19 protein-coding genes are annotated in these 20,843 nt (G+C 58.6%); 6 read left to right on the top strand and 13 right to left on the bottom strand.

The window, feature by feature from the left end; all coding sequences use genetic code 11:
• Positions 1-2: 2 nt before the first annotated feature.
• The 4 genes from IEV54_RS04910 to trxA all read right to left on the bottom strand — a co-directional run bounded on the left by IEV54_RS04910 (position 3) and on the right by trxA (position 4,468).
• Positions 3-971 carry a 2Fe-2S iron-sulfur cluster-binding protein gene (locus IEV54_RS04910; protein ID WP_150276229.1) on the bottom strand — a complete coding sequence of 323 codons (969 nt, stop codon included), beginning with the start codon at positions 969-971 and terminating at the stop codon, positions 3-5.
• A gap of 34 nt (positions 972-1,005) precedes the next feature.
• On the bottom strand, positions 1,006-2,472 hold the full coding sequence (gene ubiD / locus IEV54_RS04905) for a 4-hydroxy-3-polyprenylbenzoate decarboxylase (RefSeq protein WP_150276228.1): 1,467 nt from the start codon (positions 2,470-2,472) through the stop codon (positions 1,006-1,008).
• Positions 2,473-2,651: 179 nt separating this feature from the next.
• Positions 2,652-3,917, bottom strand: coding sequence for a transcription termination factor Rho (gene rho / locus IEV54_RS04900; protein ID WP_150276227.1), 1,266 nt, complete (start codon positions 3,915-3,917; stop codon positions 2,652-2,654).
• Positions 3,918-4,141: 224 nt separating this feature from the next.
• On the bottom strand, positions 4,142-4,468 hold the full coding sequence (gene trxA / locus IEV54_RS04895) for a thioredoxin TrxA (protein ID WP_150276226.1): 327 nt from the start codon (positions 4,466-4,468) through the stop codon (positions 4,142-4,144).
• Positions 4,469-4,626: 158 nt separating this feature from the next.
• Here trxA and ppx point away from each other — a divergent pair, with 158 nt between their 5' ends.
• Positions 4,627-6,132, top strand: a complete 1,506-nt coding sequence (gene ppx / locus IEV54_RS04890; protein ID WP_150276225.1) for an exopolyphosphatase — start codon at positions 4,627-4,629, stop codon at positions 6,130-6,132.
• On the opposite strand, the gene ppk1 is transcribed toward ppx, so the two are convergent.
• The 3 genes from ppk1 to IEV54_RS04875 all read right to left on the bottom strand — a co-directional run bounded on the left by ppk1 (position 6,111) and on the right by IEV54_RS04875 (position 10,692).
• Positions 6,111-8,354: a polyphosphate kinase 1 gene (gene ppk1 / locus IEV54_RS04885; protein WP_150276224.1), complete on the bottom strand. Its 2,244-nt coding sequence runs from the start codon at positions 8,352-8,354 to the stop codon at positions 6,111-6,113. The genes ppx and ppk1 overlap by 22 nt on opposite strands.
• A 15-nt stretch (positions 8,355-8,369) precedes the next feature.
• Positions 8,370-9,383, bottom strand: a complete 1,014-nt coding sequence (hemB, locus tag IEV54_RS04880) for a porphobilinogen synthase (protein ID WP_150276223.1) — start codon at positions 9,381-9,383, stop codon at positions 8,370-8,372.
• Positions 9,384-9,459: 76 nt separating this feature from the next.
• A complete protein-coding gene (locus IEV54_RS04875; RefSeq protein ID WP_150276222.1) occupies positions 9,460-10,692 on the bottom strand; it encodes a GGDEF domain-containing protein in 1,233 nt (410 codons plus the stop codon).
• Between the two features lie 235 nt (positions 10,693-10,927).
• Here IEV54_RS04875 and IEV54_RS04870 point away from each other — a divergent pair, with 235 nt between their 5' ends.
• The gene (locus IEV54_RS04870; protein ID WP_150276221.1) at positions 10,928-11,503 is read left to right on the top strand and encodes a DUF6436 domain-containing protein; all 576 of its coding nucleotides are present in this window, start codon (positions 10,928-10,930) and stop codon (positions 11,501-11,503) included.
• Between the two features lie 10 nt (positions 11,504-11,513).
• On the top strand, positions 11,514-13,025 hold the full coding sequence (locus IEV54_RS04865; RefSeq protein WP_223825370.1) for a methyl-accepting chemotaxis protein: 1,512 nt from the start codon (positions 11,514-11,516) through the stop codon (positions 13,023-13,025).
• Positions 13,026-13,027: 2 nt separating this feature from the next.
• Here IEV54_RS04865 and IEV54_RS04860 read toward each other — a convergent pair whose 3' ends face one another.
• A complete protein-coding gene (locus tag IEV54_RS04860; protein ID WP_150276219.1) occupies positions 13,028-13,474 on the bottom strand; it encodes a YaiI/YqxD family protein in 447 nt (148 codons plus the stop codon).
• A gap of 55 nt (positions 13,475-13,529) precedes the next feature.
• Here IEV54_RS04860 and IEV54_RS04855 point away from each other — a divergent pair, with 55 nt between their 5' ends.
• A complete protein-coding gene (locus tag IEV54_RS04855; RefSeq protein ID WP_150276218.1) occupies positions 13,530-14,288 on the top strand; it encodes an SDR family NAD(P)-dependent oxidoreductase in 759 nt (252 codons plus the stop codon).
• Between the two features lie 19 nt (positions 14,289-14,307).
• Here IEV54_RS04855 and IEV54_RS04850 read toward each other — a convergent pair whose 3' ends face one another.
• On the bottom strand, positions 14,308-16,227 hold the full coding sequence (locus IEV54_RS04850; RefSeq protein ID WP_150276217.1) for an ATP-binding cassette domain-containing protein: 1,920 nt from the start codon (positions 16,225-16,227) through the stop codon (positions 14,308-14,310).
• Between the two features lie 64 nt (positions 16,228-16,291).
• On the opposite strand from IEV54_RS04850, the gene IEV54_RS04845 reads away from it, so the two are divergent.
• Both IEV54_RS04845 and IEV54_RS04840 read left to right on the top strand, forming a co-directional pair.
• Complete coding sequence (locus tag IEV54_RS04845; RefSeq protein ID WP_150276216.1) at positions 16,292-16,777, top strand: TIGR02444 family protein; 486 nt, start codon at positions 16,292-16,294, stop codon at positions 16,775-16,777.
• Positions 16,778-16,918: 141 nt separating this feature from the next.
• Complete coding sequence (locus IEV54_RS04840) at positions 16,919-18,541, top strand: methyl-accepting chemotaxis protein (protein WP_150276215.1); 1,623 nt, start codon at positions 16,919-16,921, stop codon at positions 18,539-18,541.
• Positions 18,542-18,585: 44 nt separating this feature from the next.
• Here the strand turns inward: IEV54_RS04840 and IEV54_RS04835 are convergent, their stop codons facing one another.
• The 4 genes from IEV54_RS04835 to IEV54_RS04820 form a co-directional block, all read right to left on the bottom strand.
• A complete protein-coding gene (locus tag IEV54_RS04835; protein WP_150276214.1) occupies positions 18,586-19,122 on the bottom strand; it encodes a hypothetical protein in 537 nt (178 codons plus the stop codon).
• Between the two features lie 17 nt (positions 19,123-19,139).
• Positions 19,140-19,613: a sigma D regulator gene (gene rsd / locus IEV54_RS04830; protein ID WP_150276213.1), complete on the bottom strand. Its 474-nt coding sequence runs from the start codon at positions 19,611-19,613 to the stop codon at positions 19,140-19,142.
• Positions 19,614-19,707: 94 nt separating this feature from the next.
• The gene (locus tag IEV54_RS04825) at positions 19,708-20,229 is read right to left on the bottom strand and encodes a DUF3833 domain-containing protein (RefSeq protein WP_150276212.1); all 522 of its coding nucleotides are present in this window, start codon (positions 20,227-20,229) and stop codon (positions 19,708-19,710) included.
• A 12-nt stretch (positions 20,230-20,241) separates the two neighbouring features.
• Positions 20,242-20,757 (bottom strand): disulfide bond formation protein B, encoded by a 516-nt coding sequence (locus IEV54_RS04820; RefSeq protein ID WP_150276211.1) that lies wholly within the window; start codon positions 20,755-20,757, stop codon positions 20,242-20,244.
• Between the last annotated feature and the right edge of the window lie 86 nt (positions 20,758-20,843).

Here is a 20,843-nt window from a genome sequence, read left to right as displayed (position 1 = left end):
CTTCAATCGCGAGGGGCGTAGGCAAACACGTCGGCGTGCATCTGTTCACCCGGCATGCCTGCCTCAACCAATGCATCCAGGGTGCCGTAGACCATAGGCGGCGAACCACTGACGTAGAACTCGTACTCGCTCAGGTCGCCGAGGTCTGCGCGGATCGCCTCATGCAACATGCCCTGGCGCCCTGACCAGTCGGGATGGTCGCTGACGATCTTGTGCACAATCAGGTTCTCCTGCTCCTCCCAGCGCTGCCAGTAGGTGGTCTCGTACAGATCATCGCCATGACGCACCCCCCAGTAGAGGTGAATCGGGTAGGCGAAGCGCTGCTCGAGACAGTGCTCGACCATGCTCTGCATCTGCGACAGACCGGTGCCTGCGGCGATCAACACAAGCGGGCGATCCGGCAATGTAGCAAGGTGGCAATCACCAAAGGGTACCTGAACATGGGCAATGCGATCACGCCGCATTTGCTCGATCAGGGCTTCGGTCGCCGGATCCTTGGCCAATATATGCAGTTCCAGCGTCCGCTCCTGGTGGGGTGCAGAGGCGATAGAGAACGGGGTCGCTTCACCATCGGGTCTTTGCAATAGCAGATACTGGCCGGCGTGATAGCGCAGGGGTTTACCTGCCGGGGGGCGTAAATCAATCTGCCATACATCCGCCCCTATTGGCTCACAGGCGACTACCTGGCAGGCAACGCTGTGCTGCGGCAGCTCGCCGGGCGCAAGTACATGCTCCCAGAAAAGCTCGCAGTCTTCTTGCGGCGTGGCCAGACAGGTGAAAATTTCACCCTGGGTACGTGTTTCGTCGTTCTGCATGACTCTGCCCTGCAGCAGCTGCGCATTGCATACATGACAATTACCGTTACGGCAGCTTTGCGGCGCGTCGAAGCTAAGCCGGCGCGCGGCATCAAGAATGCGCTCGCCGGGTAACAGGTCCAGTACATGACCCGCCGGTTGCAGTGTTACCTTCATAATCCGCTCTCTGGCCTCATTGGAGTTGGCGTCATCAGTCAATACCCAGCTCGGCCCAGATATCGTCAATACGCTTCTTTACTGCAGGGTCCTGGGCAATGGCTACTCCCCACTCGCGCGTGGTTTCTCCGGGCCACTTGTTGGTGGCGTCCAGGCCCATCTTGCTGCCGAGCCCGGATACCGGGGAGGCAAAATCCAGATAATCGATCGGCGTGTTGTCGATCATCACCGTGTCCCGCTTGGGGTCCATCCGGGTAGTTATTGCCCAGATCACATCATTCCAGTCGCGGATGTTGATATCGTCGTCGGTAACGATCACGAACTTGGTATACATGAACTGGCGCAGGAAGCTCCAAACGCCGAGCATTACCCGCTTGGCATGGCCCGGGTATTGTTTCTTCATCGAGACAACGGCCATCCGGTACGAGCAGCCTTCAGGCGGCAGATAGAAGTCAGTGATCTCCGGAAACTGCTTCTGCAGAATGGGAACGAATACCTCATTCAGTGCTACACCGAGGATAGCCGGTTCATCCGGTGGTCGTCCGGTGTAGGTGCTGTGATAAATCGGTTTTTCACGCTGGGTTATACGCTCAACAGTAAATACCGGAAAACGATCTACCTCATTGTAATAGCCGGTGTGGTCACCAAAGGGGCCTTCGTCAGCCATTTCGCCGGGATGGATCACGCCCTCCAGCACAATCTCGGCACTGGCTGGCACCTGCAAATTGGAGCCCCGGCATTTGACCAGCTCGGTACGTTGGCCGCGCAGAAGCCCTGCGAAGGCGTATTCCGAAAGACTATCGGGTACGGGAGTCACGGCGCCGAGAATGGTGGCCGGGTCCGCGCCGAGCGCGACGGCAATCGGAAAGGGCTCACCCGGGTGTTTTTCACACCAGTCCTTGAAGTCCAGAGCGCCGCCCCGGTGGCTCAGCCAGCGCATGATCAGCTTGTTGCGACCGATTACCTGCTGGCGGTAGATGCCCAGGTTCTGCCGCTCCTTGTTCGGGCCACGGGTGACCACCAGACCCCAGGTGATCAGTGGCCCGGCATCCCCAGGCCAGCAGGTCTGCACCGGGATCGAGGAAAGATCCACGTCCTCGCCCTCCATTATCACTGCCTGGCAGGGAGCGTCGCGCACAACCTTGGGGGCCATGGAGATGACTTTCTTGAAAATGGGCAGCTTGGACCAGGCGTCTTTGAGACCCTTTGGCGGATCGGGTTCCTTGAGGAACGCCAGCAGCTTGCCGATTTCACGAAGCTCGCTGACTTCCGTAGCGCCCATGCCCATGGCCACTCGCTGCGGAGTGCCAAACAGGTTGCCAAGCACTGGCATGCTGTAACCGGTCGGGTTTTCGAATAACAGAGCCGGACCACCCTTGCGCAGGGTGCGATCGCATATCTCGGTCATTTCCAGTATTGGCGAAACGGGAGTCTGGATACGCTTGAGCTCGCCGCGCTGCTCCAGGCCCTTGATGAAATCACGTAGATCGGAGTACTGCATCTCAGCTTCAAGCCTCAAGCGGCAAGCTGCAGGCATCCTGGAGACTGCCTCAGCCTGTGGTTTCTGGTTGGAAGCGCATTATGCCGGTAAAGCTGTTTGCGGGGGTGGCGTAAAATGCAACAAGCTGCAAGCAGTGTAGATCTGCTTGCAGCTTGAGGCTTGCCACTTGTCGCTGCGGTTCAGTTCTTGCTGCGCTTCATCGACTGGAAGAACTCGTTGTTGGTCTTCGTGTCTTTCAAGCGGTCCAGCAGGAACTCGATTGCGGCGATTTCGTCCATCGAGTGCAGAATCTTGCGCAAGATCCACATGCGCTGCAACTCGTCTTCGCTGGTCAGCAGCTCCTCGCGGCGGGTGCCGGAACGGTTGATGTTGATCGCAGGGAACACACGCTTTTCGGCAATCTTGCGATCCAGGTGGATCTCCATGTTGCCGGTGCCCTTGAACTCCTCGTAGATCACCTCGTCCATCTTCGACCCGGTGTCGACCAGTGCGGTGGCGATAATGGTCAAGCTGCCGCCTTCCTCGATGTTGCGAGCTGCGCCGAAGAAGCGTTTGGGTTTTTCCAGGGCGTGGGCGTCGACACCACCGGTAAGTACCTTGCCTGAGCTGGGGATTACGGTGTTGTAGGCGCGCGCCAGACGGGTGATCGAGTCAAGCAGAATGATCACGTCCTGTTTGTGTTCGACCAGACGCTTGGCCTTTTCGATCACCATCTCGGCGACCTGCACGTGCCGGCTCGGCGGCTCATCGAAGGTAGAGGCAACGACTTCACCGCGCACGGTACGCTGCATCTCGGTCACTTCTTCCGGGCGCTCGTCGATCAGCAGTACGATCAGGTGACACTCGGGGTTGTTGCGCGCAATGTTTGCCGCAATGTTCTGCAGCATCAGCGTCTTACCCGCCTTGGGCGGAGCAACTAGCAGGCCTCGCTGACCTTTGCCGATAGGTGCGCACAGATCGATGATCCGGGCCATCAGATCTTCTGTCGAGCCGTTACCCGCTTCCATCGCCAGACGCTGGGTCGGAAACAGCGGTGTCAGGTTTTCGAACAGGATCTTGTTCTTGGTATTTTCCGGCCGATCGAAGTTGATGGAGTCAACTTTCAGCAGCGCAAAATACCGCTCGCCGTCCTTTGGAGGTCGAATCTTGCCGGCGATGGTGTCGCCGGTGCGCAGATTGAAGCGCCGGATCTGGCTGGGTGACACATAGATGTCGTCAGGGCCGGCCAGATAGGAGGAGTCTGCAGAGCGAAGAAACCCAAAACCGTCCTGAAGAATTTCCAGCACGCCGTCGCCGTGAATGTCTTCACCGCCTTTGGCGTGTTTTTTCAGGGTTGCGAAAATCACATCTTGCTTGCGCGACCGGCCCATGTTCTCGAGGCCCATCTGTTCGGCGATTTCCAGCAGTTCGGTAATAGGTTTTTGTTTGAGTTCGGTCAGGTTCATAGAGTCGGTAGGATATAATTTTTCGGCAGGACGGGTTAGTAAGAGGCCGCCATGAATGCATGGGGCGATGGGTTTGGCTGATGTTGGAAAGCCACAATCGCAGGGTGCGACAAGGAATTGAGGGCTAAATCTAGCACTGCTTGCTGGGAACGTCCATAGTCAGATAGCAGAAAGTCTGCACGCAGTGAACTCCCCCGGTCGGCGGACAACCGGGGGAAGGTAGTTCAGATGTTGCTATCAAGGAAAGCAGAGAGCTGTGACTTCGAGAGTGCTCCTACTTTGGTCGCCTCGATATTGCCGTCCTTGAACAGCATCAAGGTCGGAATGCCGCGTACACCATACTTGGGCGGCGTGTCGGCATTCTCGTCGATGTTCAGCTTGGCAATTTTCAGTTTGCCCTGATATTCCTTGGCAATCTCATCCAGAACCGGGGCAATCATTTTGCAGGGGCCGCACCACTCTGCCCAGTAATCGACCAGCACGGGGCCGTCAGCCTTCAGCACTTCGCTATCGAAGCTGCTGTCTGTGACATGCACGATCAAATCGCTCATTAGTTTCTCCAGGGTTCAAAGACAAATCAGGTTTCACTATAGCATCACCTCGGCAAACAGCGGAAGGCGGCGGGTAAGCAGTTATGCACACGTGCACGCGGGCCAAAGGCTTCAATGCAGTGTTAGAATCCGGGGAACTTACCCCCGGAGGCAGTCGCATGGTGCAAAGAGAACAGTCCGATTTCCCGCTGGTTGCTGCCATTGACCTTGGCTCCAACAGTTTCCACATGGTTCTGGCCAAGGTGGATCACGGCGAAATTCGCATTCTCGAACGACTCGGTGAGAAGGTGCAGTTGGCCGCGGGCCTTAATGAAAAGGGTGAACTCAACGAAGAGTCAATGCAACGCGGTCTCGATTGCTTGAGGCGTTTCGCACAACTGACCAATGGGTTGCCTGATGGCGCGGTACGTATAGTCGGTACCAATGCGTTACGGGAGGCGCGCAACCGGGGTCAGTTCATGCGTCAGGTCCGGCAGATAATCGGGCACAAGGTCGATGTTATTTCAGGTCGTGAAGAAGCGCGTTTGATTTACCTTGGCGTTGCCCACACTCAGGCGGACGATCAGGGCAAGCGTCTGGTGGTGGATATCGGCGGCGGAAGTACCGAGTTCATAGTGGGTGAACGTTTCGAATCCTTGTTGCGAGAAAGTCTGCAGATGGGCTGCGTGTCCTACACGCGTGCGTATTTTTCCGAAGGCAAGGTCAATGCCAGTCGCTATGCCCAGGCCTATACCACGGCGCGACTGGAGCTGATGAACATCGAGCAGGCTATCGGACGCATGGGTTGGCAGGAGGCAGTGGGTGCCTCTGGGACCATTCGTACCATTGGGCAATGTATGCAGGGTTCCGGACAGAAGGAGCCGGGATTGACGCTTGAGGGTCTCAATTGGGTCAAGCGCCGGGTCATACGGGCAGGGCACGTCGACAAGATCGATATCCCCGGCCTGAAGGCCGATCGTCGTGCGACCCTGCCAGCCGGCTTGGCGATTCTGGAAGCGATCTTTGACGCACTCGGTGTGCAGAATATGGCCCACTCCGACGGCGCGCTCCGGGAAGGTGTGCTTTATGACTTGCTCGGCCGCCATCAGCACGAGGATGTGCGCGAAAGAACCCTGAGCGCGCTGATGGAGCGCTGCCATGTGGATGTTGACCAGGCATCGCGTGTAGAGCACAAGGCGCTCAGTCTGCTGGGCAAGGTGGCTGGGGCCTGGGGTCTGACTGAAGTCAGGCACGCCGACATGCTGTGTTGGGCTGCGCGGGTACACGAAGTAGGCCTGGATATCGCACATAGCCAATATCACAAGCATGGCGCCTATCTGATCGAGCATGCCGATCTGGCGGGATTCAGTCGCCAGGAGCAGCAGGCTCTGGCGCAACTGGTGCGCGGCCACCGACGTAATTTGCCCAGTACCGAGCGCCTGGCGGAATTCGGTGAAGAGGCAACCTACCTGCTCAGGTTATGCATGCTGTTGCGCCTGGCGATTCTGTACCACCACATTCGCGGCAATCAGACCATGCCGGAGCTTGCCGTTGAGGCCGGCTCCGACTACCTGCAGTTACACTTCCCCGAAGGTTGGCTTGACGCCAACCCGCTGACCAACGCCGACTTTGCCCATGAGGCCCAGTTCTGGGCCAAGGCGGGTTATACGTTGACGGCGCGCTGAGGCGAACTGGAGAGCTTCTCCAGCAGGGTGCTCTGGGCACTGCGCGCCAGTTGATTACCCGTAGGTGAGCTGCGCACGTAGGTGCCATCGGTTTGCAGAATCCAGCTCTGGGTATTGTCAGTCATGAATACCAACAGCTCCTGCTTGGCTCGGGTGATCAGCTTCTTGCCCTCGAGGGGGAAGCAGGTCTCGACGCGCTTGTCCAGGTTGCGCTCCATCATGTCGGCACTGGACATCCACACCTGCTCCTGGCCGTCGTTGAGAAAATAGTAGACCCGGCTATGCTCCAGAAAACGGCCGATAATCGAGCGCACGGTAATGTTGTGTGACACCCCCGGTACCCCTGGACGCAGGCAGCACATGCCGCGAACAATCAGATCGATTTTCACGCCGCACTGGGAGGCCTTGTAAAGCGCCTTGATGATCTTTGCATCGGTAAGGGCATTGGCTTTGGCGATAATATGTGCAGGCTTGCCGGCCATGGCATTCATGGTTTCGCGATTGATCAGTTCGAGCAGGCGTTTCTTGAGGGTGAAGGGTGCCTGCAGCAGCTTCTTCATGCGCAGGGTCTTGCCCATGCCGATCAGCTGGTTGAAGAGTTTGTGCACGTCCTCGGTCAACGCCAGGTCGGAGCTGAGAATGCTGTAGTCGGTGTACAGGCGAGCGTTGCCTGCGTGGTAGTTGCCGGTGCCCATGTGCACGTAACGTCTGAGGATTTTGTCCTCGCGACGCAGGATCAACATCATCTTGGCGTGGGTCTTGAACCCGACCACGCCGTAGATCACTACAGCTCCGGCCTGCTGCAGGCGGCTGGCCAGTTGCAGGTTGGACTCCTCATCAAAGCGTGCGCGCAACTCGATCACCACGGTGACTTCCTTGCCGTTGCGGGCGGCATCAACCAGTGCGTTGACAATTTCCGAGTTCGCTCCAGTGCGATACAGGGTCTGCTTGATTGCGAGGACGTTGGGGTCCTGCGCGGCCTGGCGCAGCAGATCGACCACCGGGCTGAAGGACTCATAGGGGTGTTGCAGCAGAATGTCCTGCTTGCCGATCGCCTGGAAGAGGGTGTCGTTGTTCGACAGCAGCTTCGGAATGCCAGGGCTGAAGGGCGGGAATTGCAGTTCCGGATGGTTTTCCAGTGCGGTAATGGAAAACAGCCGGGTCAGGTTGACCGGGCCATTGACCTCATACAGCTCGGACTCGCTCAGACCGAACTGCTTGAGCAGAAAGTCGGTAAGCGGCTTGGGACAGTTATCCGCGACCTCCAGGCGCACCGCATCGCCGTAGCGGCGCGAGAGCAGTTCGCCACGCAGCGCCCTTGCCAGATCATCCACCTCGTCAGGGTCGACGATCAGATCGGCGTTACGGGTCAGACGGAACTGATAACAGCCCATCACCTTCATGCCCGGGAACAGATCATCGGCATGGGCGTGGATCATCGACGACAGAAAAATGAAGTTGTCACCACCGTTGCACAGCTCGTCGGGCATGCGGATCAGACGTGGCAATGAGCGCGGCGCGGGAATAATGGCCAGGCCGGAATCGCGACCAAAAGCGTCGATACCTTCGAGCTGCACTATGAAGTTCAGGCTCTTGTTCACCAGCAGCGGGAACGGATGCGTGGGATCCAGACCAATGGGGCTGATGATCGGCGCCACTTCCTGGCGGAAGAATCGGCGAATCCACAGGGTCTGCTTATGCGTCCACTGGTGTCGGCGAACGAAACGGATGCCTTTCTCCGCCAATTGCGGCAGGAGCATATCGTTCAGCAGGGCGTATTGACGACTTATCTGCTGGTGGGCTATCTCGCTGATCTTGGCCAGCACCTGCTGGGGCTGGAGGCCATCCGGGCCGGTCTGTTCGCGGGCGAAGGTAATCTGCTTCTTCAGGCCGGCCACGCGAATCTCGAAGAATTCGTCGATGTTGCCGGAAAAGATCAGCAGAAACTTCAAGCGCTCCAGCAGGGGGTAGGATTCATCCAGCGCCTGTTCGAGCACGCGGATATTGAATTGTAGCTGCGATAGCTCGCGATGAATGTACAGCTCCGGGGCATTGATGTCGGCCAGGGGCGCGGCTGGCTCAGTCTGCGTCGCAGTCGGCGCTGGAAGCCTGGGTGCGTTGGCTGAGCCACTCGGGCTGGTCTGGTCGGTCTGACTGGCTGGCGCGACGGTGTTGTCCGCGGTCTCACTTGTCTCGTCACGCACGCTCTTCAACTCCTGCATGGGTACCTCGAATGATTATTCTTTTTGCTGCAGCTGTCTGGCTGCCGCTTTGGCGAAATAGGTCAGGATGGCATCGGCGCCTGCACGCTTGATGGCGGTCAGGGACTCGAGGATAACGGCTTCGCTGAGCCAGCCATTCTGAATTGCCGCGCAATGCATCGCATATTCGCCACTCACCTGATAGACGAAAGTCGGCACGCGGAAGGTACTTTTTACCCGATGAACGATATCCAGGTAGGGCATGCCTGGTTTGACCATGACCATGTCGGCGCCTTCAGCCAGATCCTGGGCAACCTCATGCAGCGCCTCGTCACTGTTGGCCGGGTCCATCTGGTAGGTGGACTTATCGGCTTTGCCGAGATTGCCGGCAGAGCCCACGGCGTCACGGAAAGGCCCGTAATAGGCGCTGGCATACTTGGCGGAGTAGGCAAGGATACGGGTGTTCACATATCCCGCAGCTTCCAGGGCGTGACGCATTGCGCCGACGCGGCCATCCATCATGTCTGATGGTGCGACTATATCGGCTCCGGCCTGCGCATGGGACAGCGTCTGTTTGACCAGAGCCTCCACGGTCACATCATTCAGGACGTATCCCTGATCATCTATGATGCCGTCCTGGCCGTGGGTGGTGAACGGGTCCAGAGCCACATCGGTAATCACGCCCAGGCCAGGAAAACGCGCTTTCAATGCGCGCGTAGCACGCTGAGCCAGCCCCTCGGGATTATAGGCCTCGGCCGCATCCAGAGACTTGCAATGGGCTGGTGTGACCGGGAACAGAGCGATCGCCGGGATGCCGAGCTCGACCAGTTCAGCCGCTTCCTCGAGTAACAGGTCGATGGAAACTCGCTCGACACCGGGCATTGAAGCGACGGCTTCGCGCTGACCTGTTCCTTCAAGGACGAACATCGGATAGATAAGATCGTCTACGCTGAGCCGGGTTTCGCGCACCAGTCGGCGGGAAAAGTCATCGCGACGGGCGCGGCGCAAGCGGGTGTTGGGGAACTGTCGATTGGCAGGATTGAAACTCACTGGAACTCCTCAGGTTTGGATGCAGTGGCCCTCACAAGTAACAGAAGTCTGCACGATAACCTGTCTGTAAGGGACGTTATACCTCCAGATTATGACGGAATTGCGACAGTAAGCGTAATGCCATTTGGTCGCCGGGGTCGGCGCCCTGTTCTGCGGCGAGCTCAACGCGGTTGCGACCCAGCGCCTTGGCCTGGTAAAGAGCGCCGTCAGCAGCGCCAAGCAGAGCGTCAAAGTTATAGCCCTGCTGGACCGAGCAGGCGACGCCCAGGCTGAGGCTGAGGTTCACCGGGGTGCTTTCGCAATGCCATGGCTGGTTGCACAGGCCTACGCGAATCCGCTCGGCAACCTGACTGGCACTGTCGGTATCCAGGCCTGGCAGGATGAGCACGAACTCTTCACCACCAAAGCGCCCGAGAAGATCGTCGGTCCGAAGATGCTGGCGAATCCGGCTGACCATATGGCAGAGCACCGCGTCTCCTGTCTGGTGACCGAATTCATCGTTGATGCGTTTGAAATGATCGGCATCCATCATGATCAGGGTAACAGGTGCCTGCAGCTCCTGAGCCTTGACCAGCACTTCGCTTGCCCGGGCGTGCAGGCTCCGGCGGTTCAAAGTGTCCGTGAGTGAATCGCGCTCGGATAGGCGGTGCAATGCCATGGTGGTGCGGTAGTGCGTCATCAGAATGAAGCCGCTGGCCAGCCATATCTGGGCGACCATGGCTCCCAGTAATGTGGCACTCTGCAGCGCGTTGTCGGCGATTGCGGTGGTCGGTGCAAATTCGGTCAGACTTAAAAGTGCGCGTATTATCAGGCCCGAACCGCAAAGCAAGGCAATGCTACCGGTCAGCCAGAAGGCGGTGCGCAGAGGTTGCTCTGCAGTCACGAACAGCTCGCGGGCACACAGCAGGCTCATGCTGGCCAGGATCATAGATGAGATGCCCAGTCTGGCAGTGAAGCTGTCGATTTCAAACCGGAATACCCACAGCAATGCCATTGTCAGTAGCGCGGCAATGATGGGCCATGTCTGCGGCTGGCTCTTGCCCTTGAAGGCGCGTATGCCAAGCCAGGTGACACCGATACCCAGAGTCATCAAGCCGTTGGCCAGGACAATCGACAGACTCGGGTGGACCAGTTCCTGATTGACGTTGAGCAACAAGCCCAGCATCAGCGCAAAATTCCCCACGGCCCAATGCCGTAACCCTGTCTGAACTCCCGAATGCCAGGCAGCAACTGCTAGCAGCAGCGTCATGCTCAGGGTAACCAGCGAGAGCGCCGCGCCTAGAGAAGAGAGGTCCAATTGACCGAGCATAGCGGGTTTTCATCCTTGTCCGGCCAGGTGCAACCGGATCCCTTGCATGCGTTGAGTTCAGCCCTTGAAGGATACTCCCGATGGTGGGGGTGAGATAGCGAGATGCCAGAGCAATATTCCAAGTTGTGGATGAGTTAGCACTATCCTGTCGGACACTTCTGCGGAAGCTGTACAAAAAACAATCTGTGTATAATAATGTGCTGCCTTACAAATAGCTGGCGTGTGGAGTTGAGTCTTGAGCAGGCAGGAAAGCCGTTATTCCTCGACGAAAAAAATGGCGGTCGGGCTGTTGCTGTTGGGATGGTTTGCCGGACTTGCCTGGGCATTCTGGTGGTTCGAAGGACAATATGTGAAAGCCTTCGAGCGGCCTGTGTATTTCAGCGCGCAGAACGTTCAGCCGCCATTCGCTCCCGGCCAGGTTCAGGTGTTGCATGTGTGGCAGCCGGGTTGCCCCTGCAACGGAGGTCATGAGGATTATCTGGAAAGCATGACGGAGCGATTCTCGGAGCTTGGCGTCATGTTTGCTCGCGCCGGGTCGCAGAGCACTGAGGGCCTGCTGCCGGCACTCAAGCAATTGCCTCATTGGCCGATACCCAGTGAATGGAACGACTGGCCAGGGGCGCCCTCTGTGGCGATCTGGGACGCGGCGGGAAACCTGGCATACGTTGGGCCATACAGTGATGGAGCGCACTGCAGCAGGGATAGCAGTTTTATAGAGCCGGTGATCACAACCCTGTTGGCCGGACGACCGGTCAATATTGTCACCCAGGATACGGTAGCTTGCCTGTGTGACCTCAAACGAGGCATCTAGCGTGAATACAATGCAATCCAGCTCCCTGGCAGCTCACTATCTCAAGGCTGACCGCGTCATGCTAGTGGTGCTCTGGGTTTGTCAGGTTTTCGCGCTGGGGCTGGCGGTCTGGTACGGCACCTGGTTGCAGGCCCTGCTGGTCGGCGGCGGCACCCTGGCGGTTATGCACGGTCTGCATGCGTTGATCGGCGGAACTCGCCTGTTTCGTTGCGTGATGGGCGCCGCGCTGATGGTGATGTCGATGCTGCACATCAACCAGAGCATGGGCACTGTCGAAATGCATTTTTCGATTTTTGTGCTGCTCGCTGTGCTGATCTTCTATCGCGATTGGCTGCCAATTGTTGTTGCTGCCGTGGTCATTGCCGTACATCACCTGCTTTTTTTCTACTTGCAGTCGCGCGTCGCGGGTGTATGGCTTGCAGCAGAGGCAACCTGGGGTCTGGTCTTCGTGCATGCCGGCTATGTGGTGGCCGAGACAGCGGTGCTGGTCTACCTGGCGCGCGAAAGTTATCGCGACGCCCGTGATGGCGAGATGCTCGCTTCGCTTACCAGTGCCATTATGAAAAATCCGGAAGCCATGGACTTGACCCATCGCGCTACGGACGCTACGCCAGTCCTGCTCGGTTTCAACCGTCTGATCGGTCAACTTGATGATCTGATCTCAGGTGTGCAGGATACCCTCAAGCAGCTTAGCGGCGTAAGTGGCGCGGTATCGGACAAGTCAGGTCTGGTACGCGAGGGCGCTGACCGTCAGGCTAGCGAAGCGCAATATATGAGCCAGGCAATGCAGGAACTCAGCTCTGCGACCACAGACGTGGCGCGCAGTGCCGAGGAGGCCGCGGGCGCGGCCCGCAATATGAACAATCATGCCCGTCAGGGGAACGAGGCAATGCAGCAGATACGGGTCGAGATCGATTCACTGAGCGGCGATCTCGCTGTGACGGGTGACGCGGTCAACGGTACCGCCAATCTGGCCAATGAAATCCATCAGGTCGTGGATATGATCCGCGGTGTGGCCGAGCAGACCAACCTGCTGGCGCTGAACGCAGCGATTGAGGCGGCGCGTGCAGGTGATCAGGGCCGAGGGTTTGCGGTGGTTGCCGATGAGGTACGTAACCTTTCGCAGCGCACGGCAAAATCTACCGCCGAGATACAGGATCTGATAACTCGCCTCCAGCATGCCTCTGAGGCTGCGCGATCGGCAATGGAGCGCAGTCAGGAGTCGGTGCAGCGGTGCCTGGGCTCCGCGGACGCCAGCGCTTCTACGTTGGCCAATATGGTCGAGGAGATGGGCCATATTTCGCGTCTAAATGACATGATCGCAACGGCAACGCTGGAGCAGTCCACCGTGGGTGATGATGTGTCGCAGCACCTGGTCGGGGTCAAGGACGTTGCTCGGAATAATGCCGAACAGGCGGTTGCTCTCGATGGGCTTTCCAACGAGGTAGACCGGTTGCGCACAGAGCTTGAATCCCAGGCCCTGGGGTTCGTGACTACTGCTGGCGCTCGGGGCCGGTCCTAGCGTCAGAGTTTTGCCAGCAGCCGGTCGAGAGAGTTGGCGAATGCCTGCTTGTCTCGATCGCTGTAGGGGGCGGGCCCGCCACCGCCTGCCAGCCCTGCACCGCGAAGCTCGTCCATCAGGTTGCGCGTGGCCAGACGTTCGCCCACGTTGGACTTGGTGTATATCTCACCGCGCGGGTTGATCGCGGTGACATTGCGGTCGACCAGGCCTGCTGCCAGCGGGATGTCGGCAGTGATCACCAGATCGCCGGGTACTGCATGATCGATGATGTACTGGTCCGCCACATCGGCGCCGCTGGCAACCGTTACCTGGCGAATTCCCGGTCCGGGCGGCAAGGTCTGAGCGCTGTTGGCAACCAGCACCAGCTCTATCTGGCGACGCCGTGCTGCGCGTACTACCACGTCACGAACCGGTCTCGGGCACGCATCGGCATCAATCCACAGGGTCATATCAGGCTCCGTCAGCAATCCGGATATTGTGGCGCAAACTTACGAGGTATGCAGTATGGATTCCAGTGGGCAAGACGTAAAAGCGCGCGGGGCGCTGATTGCCGGTGCAAGTAGGGGCATCGGTCGTGCTCTGGTTGAAACCCTGTTGCAGCGCAACGATTTCGATTGTGTGTTTGCGGTGGCACGAAACTGGGACGGCCACTCGTTTCCAGCCGATTCCAGGTTGCATACTATCAGCGCGGATCTGACTGACGATGCCGCGCGTGACGCTCTGGCGTTAACGCTGTCAACGCACTGCAAGCAGCTTGACCTGGTGATCAACACGGTCGGGTTTCTTCATGAGCCGGGTGGCCAGCAGCCGGAGAAAAGCCTGAAGCAACTGAATATGGCTGCACTTCAACACAGTTTCTCGATCAATGCCGGCGTGCCGATTCTGCTCGCGCAGGCGCTGCTGCCGCTGCTACGTGGCCATCGCCATTGTGTGTTCGCCTCGCTCTCAGCTCGGGTAGGCTCAATTGGCGATAATCGGCTGGGTGGGTGGTATGCCTACCGTGCCAGCAAGGCCGCGCAAAACATGCTGATGCGCACCTTTGCCGTCGAATGGAAGCGTTTGAACCGCGACAGTGTTTGCCTATTGCTGCATCCGGGCACGACCGATACGGAGCTGTCTGCCCCCTTCCAGGCCAATGTGCCGGAGGGCAAGCTGTTCACCACAGAGTTCGTCGCAGAGCGATTGCTGGCGGTGATAGCCCAGCGCTCAGCGGCCGATACCGGTAATTTTTACGCCTGGGATGGGGAGCCGATACCCTGGTAGGAAGGCTGTCGAGGCCGCTTCAGCCGGCCTCGGCCTGTTCGAGAACCTCGAGTTCTTCATGGCCTTCCAGCCAGCGCTCCTCCAGCTGTTCGACTTTCTGAGTGCAGTTTGCCTGGCGAGCCAGTACCTGCTTGAGCTGGTCCTTGCGGTCGGCGCCGTACAGATCGGTATCAGACAGTTCTTCTTCGATACTGGAGAGTTCCGTCTGTGCTTTGGCCAACTCCTTCTCCAGTTTCTCGATCGCTTTTTTCAGTGGTGCAAGACGCTGTCGGCGTTCAGCGGCTTCTCGGCGCTGGGTCTTGGCGTCAGGTCTGTCGTCCGTGACGCTGGCGTCGCCATTGGCGGCTCTCAGTTCTTCCTGTTGTTGCTGGCGGAAGCGCGCCAACCACCTCGTATAGGTATCGAGATCGTCGCTGTAGGTTTGCAGCCGCCCGTCGGCTACAAGCCAAAGCTCATCGGTGGTGTCGCGAATCAGTGCACGGTCGTGGGATACCAGTAGCATTGCCCCTTCAAAGCGCTGTAACGCCAGAGTCAGTGCGTGGCGCATTTCCATGTCCAGATGGTTGGTAGGCTCGTCAAGCAGGAGCAGATTGGGTTTCTGCCAGGCAATCAGTGCAAGGGCCAGACGGGCCTTTTCGCCACCGGAAAAATTCAGTACGGGCTCTTCGGCCCGAGCCCCATGAAAATCGAAGCCGCCGAGGAAGTTGCGCAGGCCCTGCTCGCGTTCCTGCGGTGCTATTCGGGCCAGGTGTAGCAGGGGGCTTGCCTTCGCGTCGAGGCTGTCGAGCTGGTGCTGGGCAAAATAGCCAATTGCCAGATGCTCGCCCGTTTTCAATTCTCCGCCTATCAGTGGCAGAGTGCCGGCCAGTGTCTTGATCAGCGTCGACTTGCCTGCGCCGTTCGGGCCCAGCACACCTATCCGTGCGCCAGGTACGAGCTGCAATTTGACCTGCTCGAGTATTTGCGTGTCGGCATAACCGAGTACGCCCTGGTGGAGGTCGACCAGGGGGCTGGACTGGTGATCGGCCTCGCGAAAGCTGAAGGAGAAGGGCGAGTCGATGTGCGCCGCTGTCAGCGTTTCCATGCGCTCGAGCGCCTTGATCCGGCTTTGTGCCTGCTTGGCCTTGGTCGCCTGCGCACGAAAACGGGCGATGTACTTCTGCATGTGCTCGCGTTCAGCCTGTTGTTTTTCGAAAGCGGCCTGCTGCTGGGTCAGGCGCTCTGCGCGGGTGCGCTCAAATTGCGTGTAGCCACCGCGGTACAGGGTGAGCTGTCGACCTTCCACATGCACGATATGGCCAACCACTGCATCGAGAAAGTCCCGATCGTGGGAGATCAGAATCAGCGTTCCCGGGTAGGCTCGCAGCCAATCTTCCAGCCAGAGAATGGCGTCCAGGTCCAGGTGGTTGGTTGGTTCGTCCAGCAGTAGCAGATCCGATGGACACATCAGCGCCTGGGCCAGGTTGAGGCGCATCCGCCAACCACCCGAAAAATCACCGACCAGAGCGGTACATTGTTCACTCGAAAAACCCAGGCCGGCGAGCAGCGTGCGGGCCCGGCTGTCGGCACTGAAGCCGTCGTGGGCTTCCAGCTCTGCGTAAAGGGTGCCGAGGGCGTGGGCGTCCTCCCGTTCCTGCGCGCTTTGCAGACGGGTTTCTATATCACGCAGGCGCTTGTCGCCGTCGAGAACATAGTCCACCGCACGGCGTTCCAGGTTCTCGATTTCCTGTTGCATATGCGCGATTCGCCAGTCTGCCGGAAGCGAACAGCTGCCGGCGTCTGTGCTCAGCTCGCCGCGCATCAGCGCAAAAAGACTCGATTTTCCTGCCCCATTGGTGCCCAACAGGCCGACTTTCTGGCCCGGGTGCAAGGTGAGGTTGGCGTTTTCCAGGAGGCGCAATGGCCCACGCTGGAGCGTTAGAGATTCGATTTTGATCATGGCGCGAGTATATCAGCGCCCCGAGCCACTGTGATCATCCTTTGCCAGGGAGTAAGCTGGCCCCATGTTGCTCCGCGAAACAGCGCTAACCGATTACGTATCCCGTCTCTATCCCCACCCCGGGGTGGAGCCATTGCTTTTGCGGTTACAGAATGATCGAGACCTGGATGTACTGCTTCTGCTGGTAGCCTGTTGGCTGGGCTGCAGCGGCCGAGCGGCGGCGGTCGCAGATTGGCGTGCCATCTGTGACTGGCAAGCGCCGTGGCACAGGCAGATCATTGGCCCCCTGCGAGCCGCGAGAATCGCGGTGCGCGGGCTTGATGGTGATGCGCAGCTGTATTCGCAGATAAAAGAATGCGAACAAGCGGCGGAGTGGTCACAATTGCAGCGGTTGCAGATTGAGTGTCTGCGGCTGATACCTTCTGGTGACGCTGAGCCCGACTGTTTGCAGCATCTGATCAGTTGCTGCCTGGGGCAGGGAGTCTCGGCCAGTGAAGAGCTTCGGTTGACGCTGCAGCAGCTTGCTGATCTGGCCGCTGAGGTCGGTTGAGGGAGGCTCCCTGTCGGGGCTGCTGATCGGCCGGTGCCTGTTGGTTCATTTTTTAAAGTGTCAATAAATGTTGCGGTGCCCTTCAGCCAGCTCCCTGGTTGTCGATACTTTGCAGACCTACCTTCTACGCTCCGGTGCATCATGTTCAAACATTCCATACGCGCTCAGACGCTGGCACTTATTGCCTGCAGTCTGCTCCTCCTTACCGTCATCGCGTTGGCCAGTAGCGCCATCCTGGCGGCTGGCGTGAGCTCTTATCGGTCGCTTGTTGATGGGCCTGTTCAGGCCGCACAGCTGATCGAGCGGGCCAATAGTCAGTTCAAGACCCAGGTGCAGGAATGGAAGAACGTGCTCTTGCGGGGTCAGGATCCTGCGGCCCTCGACAAATACTGGACTGCATTCCAGGCTCAAGAGCAGGAGGTGCAGACGATTCTGGCCGAGCTCGTCGCTCTGGAGGGTGTGCAGGAGAAAACCACAGCCGCGGTCAACGAGCTGCGTGCCGAGCACCGACAGCTGGGAGAAGCTTATCGCAGAGGCTATCAGTCGTTCATGGCAGCCGGTCAGGATGCGCAAGCCGGTGATACCGCGGTGCAAGGGGTTGACCGGGCTGCATCAGCTCAGATGAATACGCTGGTCGCTGATCTGCGCGCCCATGCCGAAACACAGGCGGCTGGTATTGCTGCTGAAGCTGCCAGGGCAAGGCTGGTAGGTACACTGACCCTCTTGCTGGCGGGAATCCTGCTGACGTTGCTCAGTGTCTGGCGGATCGACCGCGCTCTTGTCGCGCCTATTCGCACACTGATAGACCAGGTAACCGCCCTCAGCCACGGACGAACGGGCAACAAGGCAAGCCTGAAACGGGATGACGAACTGGGTCATCTGGCCGAGGCCGCCAACACGTTGAACGACTTCCTTGCCGAGACTTTTGCCCAGTTGCGCAGTAGCACGGTCGAGCTTGACCAGGCCAGCGGTGAGCTCAACAGCGTTGCTACAACTATCGCCGGCGGAACCCGCGAGCAGTTCGATCGGACCGACCAGGTGGCTACGGCAATGCAGGAAATGTCCGCCACCGCGCAAGAGGTTGCCCGCCATGCCGGAACTGCGGCGACCTCAGCGGATGCTGCGGATAACGCTGCGCGTCAGGGTGAGGGGGTTATGCAGTCGACAGTGCGCAGTATTACCGAGATGCAGAGCGAGATAACCCGTACTGCCGGCGTCATAAACCGTCTCGCGGATGACAGTAGCCGCATAGGAAAGGTTCTTGACGTCATTCGCGGCGTTGCCGAACAAACCAATTTGCTGGCCCTGAATGCCGCGATTGAAGCTGCCCGTGCGGGTGAAGCGGGAAGAGGCTTTGCCGTAGTGGCTGACGAGGTCCGGACCCTCGCGCAGCGAACGGCCGCGTCAACTGCTGAAATCAACGAGATTATTGCAGCCGTTCAGCGCGGGGCTATCGAGGCTGCCCAAGCCATTGAGACTGGTCAGGAACGCAGTGATCAGGGTGTGCGCCTGGTAACCGAAGCGGGGGAGATGCTGCATGACGTGACGCGTGCCATTGAGGCGATCAGGGATATGAATCGTCAGATTGCAACCGCGGCTGAAGAGCAGAATGCGGTGGTAGACGATATTTCGCGTAACTTGACGGAGATTACCGAGATTGGCATGGCTAACCAGGAAAACATTAAGCGCACCGCCAAGGCCAGCGAGCGTTTGCATGTGCTTTCAACTGATCTGGGGAATATAACCAAACGCATCAGCGCCTGAGCCCCGCAGGGTTCAGGCATTGTGCGTGATCGGTCTGCAATCGATCAGGTGTTACTGCCTGATTCGGTCTTTTGCTCGCCAGGCCGGGTTGCGGCCGGCTTGCGGCTGCGTGGCTTGCGGGGTCGACTGGCAGCTTTGCTCGGAGGCTTTGGGTTGTTGCGCTTTTCGATGGCCAGGTCTGCCTGGCTCTCGATACGCTCCAGGCCTTTGGCAATACGCAGTGTCTGCCGTACGTCACCCTGAAGTTGCCGGGTATAGGTCTCCGCGGCGTTACGCGCATCCTGCAATTCGTTCAGCCCTGCCTGTAGGTTGGCTACTTTCTGTTCGCTCTTCTCGATAGCCTTGCGATCAGCTCCCGACGTTTGACGATTGCTCAGTTTTTCCTGGGCCTCGGCCAACTTTTCCTGCAGCTTGGCATGCTGGCGGGTCAATTTCTCCATGGCCTTGCGCGCATCTTTTTCCGCTTCGCGGCACGCATCGGCGAGATGCTCGTTCAGCGTGCGGGTAAGCGTCTGCAGCAGGTGCAGTGGGGTGATGACGGGGGCAGCTTGCTTGCCGTTATCTTTCTCTTTGCTTGTCACATCAAGCTCCGTTGCGTTCAGCTTGCGCTGAGTATGTCCTGGTGGGCGGTATGTAGTACTTCGATAAGGCAGTCTTCGAGCTCGAAACGCTCATGTAGCAGGCCGCCCAGTCGAAGCAGGCGTTCGTGCATCTGCTGTCGGTCATCATCCGATCCGGCCCGTCCGTACAGATCATTGAATTCAACTGCACTCTGGGTGATGGTCTCGATCCGGGGGTAGACCTGACGCGCAAGCGCCAGTCCGCCCTGGTCCTCGAAAGCCTCGGCTTCGTGGATCAGTTGCTCATAGACTTCGAAGTGACCTGCGGAAACGTAGTCGACGAGGACGTCGCAGAAGGATTCGAGGGTGGCCTGGCTGGCTTTGCCGGTTTCGGCAGCCTGGCGTAACTGGTTGTATTGCAGCACCAGTTGCTTGCGCTCTGCCAGCCAGCGGTCAATCAGTTTATGTACACCGCCCCAACGTTCCTGGGCTGTTGTGCAGCTCTCCAGCATGATCCACCTCTACTTGCAATTGGCTGGTTGGATCGATGCCAGACGGCGTCAATCCCTTGTAGATGGACAGCATAGGTCAGCCAAGGTGCCTGCATCAAGGCTTGATGAAGCTGAGGGTTACCTGGCCCAGCTCCACGCCCCATTTTGACATTGTCGCGCGGTTGAGCATGACCTTGTCATCGATCAGGTACATCCAGTCGTCAAAGTCGACCAGCCAGGTGCTGTCATCAACCTTGAGCCTCAGTGTGTAGCGCCAGTGAAAGGCATTGCCGGACACTTCGCCGACGGCCTCACCCTCCACATCGTCCGCGGTCCCGCGCCAGGTTCCATCAGATTGCTTCACCAGGGTCCAAACGCGACGCTCGGTGGAGCCGTCTGAGTAAGTGAAATATTCATCCAGCACGCCGGTGTCGCCTTCCCAGCTCCCCACCATGCGCACGTGGAAGCGTCTTACCAGCTCGCCATCACGCTTCTGGAACATGCCCCAGGCTTCCAGTTCGCCATTGAAATAATCCTGCAGGCGCAACTCCGGGGTTTCATTGGCATAGTGTTCCACGTCGGGGCTTGCGCAGCCCGCGAGGGCCAGGGCAAAGACAAAAGCGATGATCAGGCGCATGGGGTCTCCATTTCAGTCGTTACTGCGAAAGAGCTGTGTGAGTCCGAACAGGCTGAAGGCGATAAACGCTAGCAGCGTACCTTCGGCGATGCTGAGGCCGAGAAAAGTCCAATCGACCTTTGCGCAGTCGGCGGTGCCGTTGAACAGCATGTGCATGATGTCCTGGAGGGGCAGAACGTCAATCATGTAGTCCAGGCTCGGCAGGCAGGACGGTAGCTGGTCGGACGGCTGGTGCTGCAGCCAGACCTGGCGCCCGGCCACGGCGGCGCCGAGGATGGCAAACAAACTCACTCCGACTCCATAGAGGCGAGCTGCTGTGGGTCTGCGGGAGGTCGGCTCGGCGCTTGGGCTGTGTATCAGGGCGGCCAGGCACACCAGGCCGACAAGAACAAGTATTACGCGCTGAATGATGCATAGCGGGCAAGGTATCAGGCCAACAACATGTTCAAGATAGAGCGCAACGCCCATCAACAGAACGCATGTGATCAACGCAAGCAGATACAGGGGGCGGGAAGCAGGTAGGGCCATGGAATTTCCGTCTGTTCGAATAGGCAGGCGAATTACAGTAGATCAAGGAGTGCGGGCTGACAAGGATGTCGCAGGGCGGGGTTGTA

The sequence above is a fragment of the Halopseudomonas salina genome (assembly GCF_014637955.1).
Lineage (GTDB): Bacteria > Pseudomonadota > Gammaproteobacteria > Pseudomonadales > Pseudomonadaceae > Halopseudomonas > Halopseudomonas salina.
This window is presented reverse-complemented; position numbering and strand designations above follow the sequence as displayed.

Coding starts and splice junctions, on each gene's coding strand:
- IEV54_RS04825 (WP_150276212.1), bottom strand. CDS start 20,229: ATGCGCCTGATCATCGCTTTTGTCTTTGCCCTGGCCCTCGCGGGCTGC.
- IEV54_RS04875 (WP_150276222.1), bottom strand. CDS start 10,692: ATGCTCGGTCAATTGGACCTCTCTTCTCTAGGCGCGGCGCTCTCGCTG.
- IEV54_RS04860 (WP_150276219.1), bottom strand. CDS start 13,474: ATGACCCTGTGGATTGATGCCGATGCGTGCCCGAGACCGGTTCGTGAC.
- rho (WP_150276227.1), bottom strand. CDS start 3,917: ATGAACCTGACCGAACTCAAACAAAAACCTATTACCGAACTGCTGGAA.
- ppx (WP_150276225.1), top strand. CDS start 4,627: ATGGTGCAAAGAGAACAGTCCGATTTCCCGCTGGTTGCTGCCATTGAC.
- ppk1 (WP_150276224.1), bottom strand. CDS start 8,354: ATGCAGGAGTTGAAGAGCGTGCGTGACGAGACAAGTGAGACCGCGGAC.
- IEV54_RS04855 (WP_150276218.1), top strand. CDS start 13,530: ATGGATTCCAGTGGGCAAGACGTAAAAGCGCGCGGGGCGCTGATTGCC.
- IEV54_RS04840 (WP_150276215.1), top strand. CDS start 16,919: ATGTTCAAACATTCCATACGCGCTCAGACGCTGGCACTTATTGCCTGC.
- IEV54_RS04845 (WP_150276216.1), top strand. CDS start 16,292: ATGTTGCTCCGCGAAACAGCGCTAACCGATTACGTATCCCGTCTCTAT.
- rsd (WP_150276213.1), bottom strand. CDS start 19,613: ATGCTGGAGAGCTGCACAACAGCCCAGGAACGTTGGGGCGGTGTACAT.
- IEV54_RS04865 (WP_223825370.1), top strand. CDS start 11,514: ATGCAATCCAGCTCCCTGGCAGCTCACTATCTCAAGGCTGACCGCGTC.
- trxA (WP_150276226.1), bottom strand. CDS start 4,468: ATGAGCGATTTGATCGTGCATGTCACAGACAGCAGCTTCGATAGCGAA.
- IEV54_RS04820 (WP_150276211.1), bottom strand. CDS start 20,757: ATGGCCCTACCTGCTTCCCGCCCCCTGTATCTGCTTGCGTTGATCACA.
- IEV54_RS04910 (WP_150276229.1), bottom strand. CDS start 971: ATGAAGGTAACACTGCAACCGGCGGGTCATGTACTGGACCTGTTACCC.
- IEV54_RS04850 (WP_150276217.1), bottom strand. CDS start 16,227: ATGATCAAAATCGAATCTCTAACGCTCCAGCGTGGGCCATTGCGCCTC.
- ubiD (WP_150276228.1), bottom strand. CDS start 2,472: ATGCAGTACTCCGATCTACGTGATTTCATCAAGGGCCTGGAGCAGCGC.